At 63.6% G+C, this 12,821-nt stretch carries 11 protein-coding genes and 1 pseudogene; 11 read left to right on the top strand and 1 reads right to left on the bottom strand.

Translation table 11 applies throughout. The features are described from left to right. Nucleotides 1-144: 144 nt before the first annotated feature. From Sa4125_RS05860 to Sa4125_RS05810, 11 genes and pseudogenes are all read left to right on the top strand, one after another. Entirely contained in the window at nt 145-1,170 is a 1,026-nt protein-coding gene (locus Sa4125_RS05860; RefSeq protein ID WP_224004736.1) for a TRAP transporter substrate-binding protein, read from the top strand. 75 nt (nt 1,171-1,245) lie between these two features. Further along, the gene (locus Sa4125_RS05855) at nt 1,246-1,839 is read left to right on the top strand and encodes a TRAP transporter small permease (RefSeq protein WP_224004733.1); all 594 of its coding nucleotides are present in this window, start codon (nt 1,246-1,248) and stop codon (nt 1,837-1,839) included. Continuing rightward, nucleotides 1,840-3,168 (top strand): TRAP transporter large permease subunit, encoded by a 1,329-nt coding sequence (locus tag Sa4125_RS05850; protein WP_224004731.1) that lies wholly within the window; start codon nt 1,840-1,842, stop codon nt 3,166-3,168. 195 nt (nt 3,169-3,363) lie between these two features. Further along, a pseudogene (locus Sa4125_RS05845) lies at nt 3,364-3,715 on the top strand (integrase core domain-containing protein); the annotation flags it as partial. A 329-nt stretch (nt 3,716-4,044) separates the two neighbouring features. Next, the gene (locus tag Sa4125_RS05840) at nt 4,045-5,034 is read left to right on the top strand and encodes an iron ABC transporter substrate-binding protein (RefSeq protein ID WP_224004728.1); all 990 of its coding nucleotides are present in this window, start codon (nt 4,045-4,047) and stop codon (nt 5,032-5,034) included. 9 nt (nt 5,035-5,043) lie between these two features. Further along, nucleotides 5,044-6,618, top strand: coding sequence for an iron ABC transporter permease (locus Sa4125_RS05835; RefSeq protein ID WP_224004725.1), 1,575 nt, complete (start codon nt 5,044-5,046; stop codon nt 6,616-6,618). 7 nt (nt 6,619-6,625) lie between these two features. Beyond that, nucleotides 6,626-7,636 (top strand): ABC transporter ATP-binding protein, encoded by a 1,011-nt coding sequence (locus Sa4125_RS05830; protein WP_224004722.1) that lies wholly within the window; start codon nt 6,626-6,628, stop codon nt 7,634-7,636. Between the two features lie 328 nt (nt 7,637-7,964). Further along, a complete protein-coding gene (locus Sa4125_RS05825) occupies nt 7,965-9,173 on the top strand; it encodes an IS256 family transposase (RefSeq protein ID WP_223998301.1) in 1,209 nt (402 codons plus the stop codon). Nucleotides 9,174-9,292: 119 nt separating this feature from the next. Continuing rightward, complete coding sequence (locus tag Sa4125_RS05820) at nt 9,293-10,279, top strand: sensor domain-containing diguanylate cyclase (protein WP_224004719.1); 987 nt, start codon at nt 9,293-9,295, stop codon at nt 10,277-10,279. A 673-nt stretch (nt 10,280-10,952) separates the two neighbouring features. Beyond that, the gene (locus Sa4125_RS05815; protein ID WP_224004716.1) at nt 10,953-12,197 is read left to right on the top strand and encodes a PQQ-dependent sugar dehydrogenase; all 1,245 of its coding nucleotides are present in this window, start codon (nt 10,953-10,955) and stop codon (nt 12,195-12,197) included. A gap of 73 nt (nt 12,198-12,270) precedes the next feature. Beyond that, a complete protein-coding gene (locus Sa4125_RS05810; protein ID WP_345944315.1) occupies nt 12,271-12,591 on the top strand; it encodes a cytochrome c in 321 nt (106 codons plus the stop codon). Nucleotides 12,592-12,636: 45 nt separating this feature from the next. On the opposite strand, the gene Sa4125_RS05805 is transcribed toward Sa4125_RS05810, so the two are convergent. Further along, nucleotides 12,637-12,795 (bottom strand): hypothetical protein, encoded by a 159-nt coding sequence (locus tag Sa4125_RS05805; protein ID WP_224004713.1) that lies wholly within the window; start codon nt 12,793-12,795, stop codon nt 12,637-12,639. Between the last annotated feature and the right edge of the window lie 26 nt (nt 12,796-12,821).

Below are 12,821 nucleotides of genomic sequence, written 5' to 3'. Positions count from 1 at the left end.
TCAGAACGCACCCTCTGATTGCGAAGCAGGAGTTTCGCGTTGACGCGACAGCCGACAGTCGTATGGTGCGCGTCCAGCCACGGCATGCCGGAAGGCGCGAAAGCGGGCATCCGCGGATAAAGAAGATGTTAAGGGAGAAGTAACTTGTTCGACAAATTCCTCAAAGTCCTTTTGACCGGTGCGGCGTTCGCCGTCCTGACCACGGGCGCGATGGCACAGGAAGTCTCGCTGAAGTTCCAGTCGAGCGACCCCTCCGGTGATCCGAACTACCAGCTCTACAAGGAATGGGCCGACGGCGTCAGCGCGGAAACCGGTGGCAAGGTGTCCATCGAGCTTCTGCCGGTGGGCGCCGTCGTCGACTTCCAGGAAACCCTCGACGCAGTCGGCGCGGGTATTCTTGACGGCCACGTCACCGACACGTCCTATTTTGCCGGCAAGGACGCGGCTTTCGGCCTGATTGCCAATCCGGTCGGTGCATGGTCGGATCCGCAGCAAATGCTGAAGTTCTTCAATGAAGGCGGCGGCAAGGAGCTGATGAACGATTTGGTCCAGCCCTATGGCACGCATTTCTTCGGCGGCACCACGCCGGGCCTCGAAGCCTTCGTCTCGAAGGTTCCGCTCGAAGGCGTCGACGACCTGAAGGGCCTGAAGCTGCGCGCCCCCGCAGGTCTCGTGCAGAACATCTTCGCGGCTGCGGGTGCCTCGCCGGTGAACCTGCCGACCTCGGAAGTCTTCACCGCCCTCGACAAGGGCGTCGTCGATGCTGCCGACTACAGCGTGCTCCACGTCAATCAGGCGCAGGGTCTCAACAAGATCGCCCCGCATCCGGTCTTCCCGGGCTTCCACTCGATGCCGCTGATCGAGTTCTCGATGAACAAGCAGAAGTGGGACGCCTTGCCCGAGGACGTGAAGACGACCCTCGAGGAATCGGTCGTCGAACTGGCCCAGCGCCAGAACGCGGCGCTGGCCGAGAAGAACGACAAGGCGGTCGAGGAAGCCAAGGCGCAGGGCGCCACCATCCATAACTGGTCCGACGCGGAGCGGGCCAAGTTCCGCAAGATCGCCATCGGCGAGTGGGAGAAGCAGGCTGCTGCATCCGAGAGCGCGCGGAAGGTGTACGACACCCTGACGGCTTATCTCGAGAAGGAAGGCCTGCTCGAGGCACAGTAAGTCCCGATCGATCGAGACCGGCGGGCGGGACAGAGGTCCTGCCCGCACCTTTTTCTCCTGAAGGATGATTCGGCGATGACCCGTGACCCCGTTGCCGTGGAGGGAGACGATCCCGACCTCCGCGCGACCAGTGAAGGAACCGGAGATACAGTCCCGGAGGCCGGTGCCCTTGGCCGCGGCATCGAATGGATCGGCTACATCTTCGCCGCGGCGATCGTCGCGTCCGCGGCGGCGCTTTTGTTTGAGATCTTCATGCGCTACGTGCTCAACAGCCCGACCAACTGGGTGCACGAAACCAGCATCTTCCTCTGCGCCATCGCCTTCATATACGGCGGCCTGTTCTGCGCCGCGCGAGACAGCCACATCCGGGTCGTCTTGATCTACGACGCGCTCGGCCCGCGGCTTCGCGTTGTCTTTGACGTCATCATCTACATCATCAGCGCGATTTCAGCGGCGTTCTTCGCCTGGGCTTCCTGGTTGATGGTTGCGACCTCTTTCTGGAACCCCAACGGCACATTCCACATGGAAGGCACCGGCAGTGCCTGGAATCCGCCAACGCCCGCTCTGCTGAAGGGGTTTCTTCTGATCGTCATGATCGTCTTGTCCATCCAGTTCATCGTCCTGGCCGTCAATCATGCCCGCCGCCGCGGTTCCAGGCAGGAGGCATAATTGACTGAAATCCTCGACTTCGGGTTCAACCTCAGAGATCTCGGCATCGGCTACGGTACGCTGGTGATGTTCCTCATGCTGTTCGGGTTGCTCCTGACCGGCATGCCTCTGGCCTTTGTCACGCTGCTCGTGGCGCTGATCTTCGCGCTCGGCTGGTTCGGTCCGATGGCCGTGCCGCTGATCACCAGCCGTGTCTTCAGCTTCGTCTCGTCATTCATCTTCGTCTCCGTGCCGATGTTCGTGCTGATGGCCGCGATCCTCGATCGATCCGGCATCGCGCGCGACCTCTTCGACGCAATGAAGCTCATTTCCAACCGCGTGCGTGGCGGCGTGGCGATCCAGACCATTTTCGTGGCGGTGATTCTCGCCGCGATGAGCGGCATCATCGGGGGCGAGATCGTTCTGCTGGGCCTCTTGGCTCTACCGCAGATGCTGCGCCTCGGTTACGACCGCAGCCTGGCGATCGGCGTCGTCTGCGCCGGCGGCGCGCTCGGCACGATGATCCCCCCCTCCATCGTCCTGATCGTCTATGGCCTTGCGGCCAACGTTTCGATCGGCGACCTCTTCACCGCCTCGTTCCTTCCGGGCGTCATGCTCGCGGGCTTCTACGTTCTCTACATCCTTTTCCGGGCCTATTTCACGAAGGGCGTGGTGCCGGATCCCGATCCCGAGATCATCCCGCTGGCGGAGAAAATCGCGCTGCTGAAGGGGCTGATCATGCCCCTGCTGGTCGTTACCTTCGTTCTCGGCTCGATCTACGGCGGCATTGCATCGGTCACCGAAGCCTCGGCCATCGGCGTCGGTGGCGTTCTGCTGGCGACCGTGGTGCGCGGCGAATTCACCTTCGAGCTCTTGCGCGGCGCCGCCATGCAGACGCTTGCTACCGTCGGCATGATCGTCTGGATCGGCATCGGCGCCAGCGCGATCGTCGGCGTGTTCAACCTCATGGGCGGCATCGACTTTGTGTCATCGCTGATCATCGGCATCTCGGACGAGCCGATCTACGTGCTGTTGTTCATGATGCTCATTCTGTTCGTGCTCGGCATGTTCCTCGACTGGGTCGGTATCGCGCTGCTGACACTGCCGATATTCGTGCCGATCATCGTTGAGCTCGGATACGATCCGGTCTGGTTCGGCGTCCTGTTCTGCATGAACATGCAGGTGTCGTTCCTGTCGCCGCCGTTCGGCCCTGCGGCCTTCTACCTGAAGAGCGTCGCGCCGCCGGATATCTCGCTGGGCGACATTTTCCGGGCGCTCTTGCCGTTCATCGCGCTGCAGATCCTGGCTCTTGCCGTGCTGATCATGTTCCCCGGCATCACCGGACGATAGGATCGTTCTCTGGTGACTGAGTGCTGTCGCGATGCCGGCGGCCAGAAAAAGAGGGAGATGACGCCCGCCGGGCGTCGTCGGAGCGATCAAGATCGGGAGATCTGAACGGGCGTTAGGCCGTGCGAAGGGGCATCGCCAAGGTTTGGCACGCCCTGGCTGACGCGGCTTGGTCTCATCGCGTCCCCAATGGCCCGTCCGGCGCATGTTCGGTCGGGCAAGGGTCCGGAGCCTGTCGCCAAGGCGCCGCGGGAGTGGATCACGGCGGTCGGCGCCAAGACCGCTTCTGTCGAGCCGGGCAGCCCTTGGGAGAGCGGCGGCGGCGAGCGCTTCACGCCAGACTCGGCGGCGAGCTTTTGAACGGCGAGCTGTTCTGCAGCCGGCCGAGCACCGGACCATCATCGAGGGCTGGCGTCGCACCACGATCCTCGGCGCCCGCATTCCCCGCTCGGAGACCGCCCGCCGGCACCCGACACCGTGCCGTGGCCGGCCGCGCCATCCCCACGCGTCGCCGGCCACCTCGAACCTCGCCGCCACACCCAGAATGCATTTCGGTTCGAACCGGGCCACCTGTTGGGGGCAGGCCGGTCGTCATGCGCCGCCGCTATTCGCCCGTCACGGCCCGCATTCCTGCCATCAGCCGCTCACGCCCTCCCAATATTGCACGCGATCAAATATCTATCCGCAAGAGTAGAACGGTTCTAAAAACGCACTCTTGGTAACAGGCCAGATTTAGAATCGTTCTTATAAGCAAATTCCGGCCGACACACGAGAAAGTTAGAGATATATATCCGGAATCTGCGATAATTTCATTGACTGGGCGGAAGCTAATTCATAGGTCCGAGGCTGCAAACTTTCCTTGGTAGGGAGACCCGGAAGATGAAGCTCATACTCGCCGCCATAGCGATGGCTGCCACAAGTTTGATGCCGTTCGCCACGTCGGCCGCGGAAATCACCGTCTATTCCGGCCGCGGCGAAAGCTTCACGGCGCCGATGTTCAAGCTGTTCGAGGAACAGACGGGCATTAAGGTCAATGCCCGCTACGGCACCACCGCCGAATTGTCGGCGCTGTTGCGCGAGGAAGGCGACAAGTCGCCGGCCGATCTGTTCCTCGCTCAGGATGCGGCTTCGCTGGTTTCCAACGAGGCCCTCTTCGCGCCGCTGCCCTCCGACCTCTCTGCCAACGTGCTCCCCGGCTTCAAGCCGGCCAGCGACAAGTGGATCGGCACTTCGGGTCGCGCCCGTACGATGGTCTACTCGACCGAGCGGGTGAAGGAGGCGCAGTTTCCCAAGAGCGTCTACGACCTGACCGCGCCGGAGTGGAAAGGCAAGGTCGGCTTCGCGCCGGGCAACGCCTCGTTCCAGGCCTTCCTCACCGCGGTTCGCGTCGTTGATGGCGAGGAGAAGGCCAAGCAGTTCGTCGAGGGACTCGTCGCCAACGACGCCAAGACCTACAAGAACAATACGGACCAGTTGCAGGCGGTGGCCGACGGCGAGGTCGACGTCGCGCTGGTCAACAACTACTACCTCACCCGCTTCAAGCTGCGCGATGCCAAGTTTCCGGTCGCCCAGACCTTCTTCCAGAAGGGCGACATCGGGAACCTGATGTTCACCGCGGGGGCGGGCGTCCCCGCCGCGTCGAAGAACCAGGAGGCCGCGCACAAGCTCATCGGCTTCTTGCTGTCGCCGGCCGCGCAGCAGTACTTCTCGGCCAGCGTCGGCGAATATCCGGTGACCGGCGGCGTGATTCCCAATGACACGCTCGGCGCGGTCGCCGATCCCGCCGCCTTCGCCCCGAAGGTCGAGATCGAGGCACTGGCCGATACCGACGGCACCAAGAAGATGCTGACCGAACTCGGCCTGATCTAAGCCGTTCGCATGGCATACGACGCCCGCAGGGCGCCTCTCCTTCTTGCGCTCCCGGCGATCCTCGCCGGGAGCGCAATGCTGTTGCCCCTCCTGTATCTCGTCATCCGGGCCGGTGGCGTCGACTCCGGCGAACTGTCGGCATTGGTGCTGCGCCCGAAGACGCTCGTCTATCTCGGCAACACCGTGTCGCTCGTCGGCTGCGTCCTGGTGCTGACGACGCTGATCGCGCTGCCGCTGGCGCTGATCGTCGTGCGCTCGGACCTCGGCTTCAAGCGGCTTCTCACCCTGCTTGCGGTGCTGCCGCTGGCGATTCCGGGCTATGTCATGGCCTATGCCCTGATTGGCCTGTCCGGCTATTACGGGCCATTGTCGGTGTTCTTCGGCCTCAGGCTCCCCCGACCCGAAGGCCTGTTCGGCGCGACGCTGGCGCTCGGCCTCTACACCTTTCCCTACCTGTTCCTCACGTTGCGGGCCGCGCTCGTCGGCATGGACCCGGCGCTCGTTGAGACGGCGCGCTCGCTCGGCCGCGCGCCCCTGACGGTGTTCTGGCGGGTGACGCTGCCGCATCTGAAGCCCGCGCTCTTGTCCGGCTGGCTGATCATCGCGCTCTACACGATCGGCGATTTCGGCGCGATCGCGCTGATGCGCTTCGATGTCTTCTCGGCGGCGATCTACAGCCAGTACGCCAATGCCTTCGAGGTGCACTACGCCGCCTGGCTGTCGCTCATGCTGATCGGCCTCGCCGGCGTCATTCTGTTCGTGGAGACGCAACTCGCCCGCGGTACCCGCCTTGTGCGCAGCGGCCAGGGCGCCCGTCGCCTGTTGGCGCCGATACCGCTCGGCCGGTGGAAGCCGGCGGCGGTGCTCTTCGTCTCCGCGGTGGCCGCGGCGTCGCTGGGCGTGCCGGCGCTGGTGATCCTGTTCTGGCTGACACGTGCACCCGTCGAGATCGACTGGGCGGCGATTCCCTCCGCGGCCTTGCAGACGTTGGCGATCGCCGGTCCGGTGGCGCTCGTCGCGGTCGCCATCGCCCTGCCGGTGGCCCTGTTTCACTTGCGCCATCCCGGGAGAACGTCCTTCGCCGTCGAGCGCCTGACCTGGTTCGGCTACGCCATGCCGCCCTTGCCTTTCGCGCTGTCGGTGGCCTTCCTTTCTCTTGCCGCCCTGCCCGGCCTTTACCAGAGCATGCCCTTGCTCGTGGCCGCGCTGGCCGTCCACCTGGCGGCGGTGGCGCTCGGGCCGATCAGGAGCCGGCTCGTGCAGGTCGGCCCCCGGACGGAGGAGGCGGCACGAGCGCTTGGCCGCAGCAGCGCCGCCGCCTTCGCCTGGATCACCCTGCCGCTGGTCGCCCGTAGCCTGCTTGCCGGTGGCGTCTTGGTCTTCATGGCCGCGGCAAAGGAACTGCCCTTGACGCTTCTGCTGTCACCGATCGGCACGCGGACGATGGCGATGAGCATCTTCTCGCGCACCAGCGAGGGCGCGCTCTACGACGCCGCGCCCTATGCGGCGCTGACCATCCTGTTTTCCGGCCTCGTCGTCGGGCTGATCCTGCGCCACGAAGACACGGGCGCGAGACGAAGTTGAGATACGCATGACCCCTTTCCTGTCCCTGCGCCACCTCAGCCGCCGCTTCGGCGCGACACGCGCCGTCGACGATGTGTCGCTCGATATCGCCGCCGGCGAGATCCACGGATTGATCGGCCCCTCCGGCTGCGGCAAGTCCACTCTGCTCCGGATGATCGCCGGCTTCGAGAACCTGGATTCCGGCGAAATCAGCCTGTCCGGCGAGCGCATCGAAGAGCGTGCTCCGGAACGCCGCGGCATCGGCATCGTCTTCCAGGACTATGCGCTCTTCCCGCATATGACCGTGGCGGGCAATCTGAATTTCGCCATGAAGGCGATACCGCGACGCCAACGTCCTGCCCGCATCGCCGGCCTGCTGGCCATGGTGAAGCTTGAAGGGCTGGAGAAGCGCTATCCCGACCAGTTGTCCGGCGGCCAGCAGCAGCGCGTCGCCCTCGCCAGGACCTTCGCTTCGGCACCTCGCCTGATGCTGCTGGACGAGCCGTTTTCCAATCTCGACGCCGGGCTTCGCGAGGCAGCCCGCGAAGAGGTCCGGGGTCTGCTGAAGGCGACCGGCTTATCGATCCTGTTGGTTACGCACGATCGCGAGGAAGCGCTGACCTTCTGCGATCGCATCAGCGTGATGAAGGACGGCCGGATACGCCAGACCGGCACGCCGGCCCTGGTCTATGATCGCCCGGTCGAGTCCTTCGTGGCGGGGTTCCTAGGCCCCGTCACGATTCTGGCGGGAAAGGCGCGCGGCGAGGTCGCCGACACCGCCGCGGGATGTCTGGCCATTACCCCTGCGGGGACCGGCGACCTCACACTGGCATTGCGGCCCGAAAGCCTTGTCGTCGCTTCCGAGGGGGAGCTTCGCGGGACGGTGACGACGCGATCTTTCCGCGGTGCCCGCCTGAGCCTCGGTGTCATGTTGGGCGGCCTCCAGATCACGGTCGAGGCGGAACCTGCTTGTGCGGCCCAGCCGGGCGAGCCGATTGCCCTCCGTCAGCGCGCCCCAGCCATCGTTCTTGCGGACTGAATTGGCGGCACCGATCCTGCGGAAAGAGAAAATCGAAGTGAGACGGGAAGGACACGCCGCGAGATGGTGCCATGTCCTGAGCGGTGGAGGCGCACGCGCCTGACATGGTCCGGCGATGCTATTCCGGCTGATCCACCGCATCCGGCTCAGCTAACGCAAAGGGCCGATCCACCGGTCCGTCTATCCCTTCAAAACAAACTGTCCGACAAAGCCAGGTAGTGTCCGCGCTCGTGGTGGAAATTCCGACATTGAAAGGTGTGGCTGAGGCGGTCACCGGATAGGGCGGCTAAGGTGGAGTTGCGAGACTTCAACCTGACCGGAGAACCCGATGACCGAGGACAGACTACCGCTTGCCGAGCTTTTTGCGAAAGCCGGGGACGGCGATTTCCTGAGAACGATAGCCGAGAGCGTGATGCAGCTCCTTATGGAGGTCGACGTTGAAGGCATGATCGGCGCCGGGCGCCACGAACGGACGCAGGAACGGGCGACTTATCGCAATGGCTACCGCGACCGCTCGCTCGACACGCGGCTCGGCTCGTTGCAGCTTCGGATACCCAAGCTTCGGCAGGGCAGCTACTTCCCGCCGTTCCTGGAGCCGAGAAAGCTCTCGGAGAAGGCCTTGGTTGCCGTCATTCAGGAAGCTTGGATCAGCGGCGTTTCCACCCGGCGGGTCGACGATCTGGTACAGGCCATGGGGCTGTCGGGGATCGGCAAGAGCACCGTATCGAAGCTGTGCAAAGACATCGACGAACGCGTCGGCGGCTTCCTCGACCGTCCTCTCACTGGCGACTGGCCCTACCTCTGGCTGGATGCGACCTACCTGAAGCAGCGCGAGGGTGGACGCATCGTTTCGGTCGCCGCCATAATCGCCGTGGCCGTGAACACGGACGGCAAGCGCGAGATCGTCGGCCTTCACATCGGCCCCTCGGAAGCGGAGACGTTTTGGTCGAGCTTCCTCAAGAGCCTCGTGCGCCGCGGCCTGTCCGGCGTGAAGCTCGTGATCTCGGATGCTCACGAAGGGCTGAAAGCCGCCATTCGCCGGGTGTTCAGCGCCTCCTGGCAGCGCTGCCGGGTGCATTGGATGCGCAACGCCCTGTCGTATGTCCCGAAGGCGCAGCAGAGCATGGCGGCGGCCGCGCTGCGCCAAGCCTTCGCCCAGCCCGATCGTGCTAGCGCCAGCCAGGCGCTGCGCCACGTCGCCGACCAGCTTCGGGGAAAGTGTCCAAAGCTCGGGGCCTTCATCGACAACAGCGAGACCGACGTGCTGGCGCACATGGATTTTCCCAGTCAGCACCGGACCCGGATCCATTCGACGAATTCCCTGGAGCGCCTGAACAAGGAGGTGAAGCGGCGTGCCGACGTCGTCGGAATCTTCCCGAACGAGGGATCCATCATCCGGCTCATCGGCGCCGTCCTTCTCGAGGCCAACGACGAATGGCAGATCCAGAACCGCTACATGCAGACCGAACCCATGGCCGACCTCATGGCCATGGGCAACACTGCAAAACCCGAACAGATTTCCACCGAAGTCGCCTGAAACGGAGCCGCTTCAGCTACACTCAATTTCCACCACGTTGACGGACACGACCCAAAGCCAACCTATTGGAAACGAATATCCCCTAGGCTTTGTCCAATATATCGGACGGTTCAACGCCAATGCCAGTGCCTCTCTACCACCAAGAGCTGAGCCGCACGACGCGCGATTGCGGTCGTTCGCCGCTGGCCCAGGCCGCTCTTCTGTCCGCACTCGACAGCGGGCCGCAAGCGGTGGCTCTCTTCGATCCGGACGACCGTCTGGCCTATGGAAATGAAGCGTTCTGCAGCGGATGGAGCGTCGAAAGTCACGCCAATCTGTCCTTCTCGTCGATCATGCGGAACTGTCACGAGCGAGGCGTCGGCGCGGTCGTCGACACGGATGACTTCGAGACGTGGATAGCCACGGCGATGGATCGCCGGCGCACCGGGCCGGATTTCCGAGCATTTGAAGTCGATTTTTTTGATGGACGATGGTTCTGGATCACTGAAAGACGGTTGCCCGATGGTTGGATCCTCCTGATCGGCCAAGACATTACCGCTCTCAAACATAATGAGCAGACCCTGCGGGCCGCCCGTGACGTTGCGGTCAAAGCATCCATCACCGACTCTCTTACTCAGCTCAATAACCGACGCGGCGCAATCCAACAGGTCGACGCGCTCCTGCTGTCGCAGACTGATTTCTATCTCGCCATGATCGATATCGACGAATTCAAGCGCTTCAATGACGACTTCGGTCACGCCACAGGGGATGCCGTCTTGATTTCTGTTGCACGCGAGCTGCGGCGGATGGAATCCTTGGGCTGCCGCGTTGGCCGGTTGTCCGGAGACGAGTTTTCAATCGTCAGCCCGCCCAGATCGTCGAAGGACGATTTTGCGCAGCTGTTGAAGGACTTCGCGGACGCAGCCGGAAGCTCCCCATATTCCGGCAGCCATGGCTTCGATGTGACATTGAGTGTGGGCGTCTCGCGCTCTTTCGCGGATGGTGCAACTGTTGAGGAGTTGCTCGCATCAGCCGATGCCGCGATGTACGAGGTCAAGCGGAACGGGCGTTCAGCGATACGCTTTTTCGAAAGCTGGATGCGCGTTAGTCCGATACAGGCTGCGTAATCCCGGAACAGCGGGGTTTTCGGTCTTTTGTCGCTCCTTGCGATTCTCTCGTCGGCGTCAAGCCCGGCGAAGAGGCGCTCGATTTCTGCGCTGACGCCAACTCAACGGGCACCCTGTCGGGCGGTGAGCAGCAGATGCGCGCCATGGGCCGCGCTGATGCTGGAGCCTGACGTCATTCTCCCCCGTGAGCCCTCGGGGGGCCTTGCGCCGAAGCCGGTGGAGGAGGTCTTCCGGTGCATCCGCCAGCGTGAGGCGGAGCAGGTGACCATGCTGCTTGTCGTATAGTTGTCGACGGCTGCGCCCGGTGTCGCAGCCTATGTGCTGGAAAACAGTTGCATGCGCGCCGAAGAGCCTGCGGCACAGCTGAAATCCGACCCGCCATCCGGGCCGCCTGTCTCGGCGGCGATCCCTGATCCGCCCGCTCGGCAGATGGCTTGCCGACCACTGCGCCGCGCAGCACGCTGGCCGGTCAGTACTTTCCGCATGTGGATGCGACATTACAGTAGTACTTCTCTTGCAATGCAGTATAATTTCTGCATTGCGGGACAATTATTTTTGTAAATTTTCACCAGGACGATTGATAGCCTGCCCTTTGTGAAGCTATGCTTCGATGACGATCTGTCAACACTTCAAATTGAAGTGAAAGCGGACGCAACGGTCTCTGGAGGTTTCGATGCGCATGAAGGCGATTGTGGCGGTGACCACGGCATTGCTGTCCACCAGCGCTATGGCGCAGGACTCCAATCTGGAGAAGCTCGGCGGCTTCAAGACAACCGGCACCGCCATGATGGAGCCGATTGCCCAGAGCGGAGACAATGTCGAGGCGCTGAAGGCCATCGCCGCGAAGATCAAGGTTCCCGCGGGTTTCAAGGTCAGCCTTTACGCTGCAGTGCCGGATGCCCGCCACATGGCCGTCGGTCCGCAAGGCGTCGTCACCTTCGTCGGAACCCGCAAGGAACACGTCTACTCGGTGACCGACCGCAACAAGGACCGCGTCGCCGACGACGTGAAGGTCTTCGCTCCCTCGGTCAAGATGGCGGTTCCGAACGGCGTCTGCTTCTCGCGCGACGGCGTGCTGTATCTCGCCGAGCAGAACCGGGTCTTGTCCTTCCCCGCGGCGGAATTCTTCTACGAGGGGCCGGACGTTGCCGCCTTCCCGGTCGTGAAGGAGGGCGAACTCGTTCCCGCCGAGGCCGTGAGCTATAATCACACGGCCCGGACCTGCCGCATCGGACCGGACGGACGTCTCTACATCACGCTCGGCCAGCCCTTCAACGTGCCGGCCGCCGATGTCATGCCCGACTTCCAAAAGAAGGGGATCGGCGGCGTCATCTCGATGAAGACCGACGGCACCGACCGGCAGGTCTATGCCCTCGGGATGCGCAATCCGCTCGGCATCGACTTCAACCCCAAGGACAAGACGGCCTGGGTGAACGACAACCAGGTCGACGGCATGGGCGATCTCATCCCGGTGGGCGAGACCAACCACATCACCGCGCCGAACCAGAACTTCGGCTTCCCCTGGTATGGCGGCGGCAAGACCCGGACGGTCGAGTACAAGGACGACACGATCCCGGATGGCGTGGTGTTTCCTGCCGTCGAGCGCGACGCGCATGCCGCCGATCTCGGACTTTCCTTCTACACCGGCAAGCAATTCCCGGCGGCCTACCGCGGCGGGTTCTTCACGACGCAGCACGGCTCCTGGAACCGGATCGAACCGGTCGGCGCGCGCGTTCTGTTCACCTCGCTGAAGGAGGACGGCTCGGTGGCGAAAACCGAGGTCTTCGCCGACGGCTGGCTGACCGGGGACGGCGAGTATCTCGGCCGGCCGGTCGATGTCCAGATGCTGAACGACGGTTCGCTGCTCGTGTCGGACGACCTTGCCGGCGCCGTCTGGCGCATCGCCTACGAAGGCTGAGGCTTTGCGGCGCGGCGCTTCGGCCGCCGTGCCGCACGGCTCGCTTATCGACTCATCCGAAGGGAGCGCACGCTTGCGCAGATTGATCCTGGGCCTCGCGATCCTCCTCGCGAGCCTTCACTCCGTCCCGGCCGCCGATCTCGTGCGCGGCAAGAAGGTCATGGGCATGTGCCAGGTCTGCCACGGCAAGGACGGTGTCGCACCGCTGCTGGAAGCGCCGAACCTTGCCGGCCAGAAGGAGACCTACCTCGTCAAGGCGCTGATGGACTACAAGACCGGCGTGCGTCAGAACGAACAGATGACCGTCGTCGCCTCCGGCCTCGAAGACGCCGACATCGCCAATGTCGCCGCCTACTACGCGTCGATCCCCTTCACGGTCGGCCCGCTGCCATAGCAGTGCGTTGACCGATCCTTGCGCGGACCAAGGGCGTCTCGCCCTTCAGGGGGAAGCGAGCGCAGGGGCAGGCGCGGTGGCAGCGGACCCGTTGGCGCGGCTGTCGGCGGCGTCGATCGTCGGCTGCTGGCGTGATTTCCCGGCCAGGAGAAACAGAGCCGAGAGCATGCGCACCATCGCGTGGCGCCGGCGGCCACCCCTCATCGAAACATGCTCCCAACAGCGCTGAA

The sequence above is a fragment of the Aureimonas sp. SA4125 genome, assembly GCF_019973775.1.
Classification (GTDB): domain Bacteria; phylum Pseudomonadota; class Alphaproteobacteria; order Rhizobiales; family Rhizobiaceae; genus Plantimonas.
This window is presented reverse-complemented; position numbering and strand designations above follow the sequence as displayed.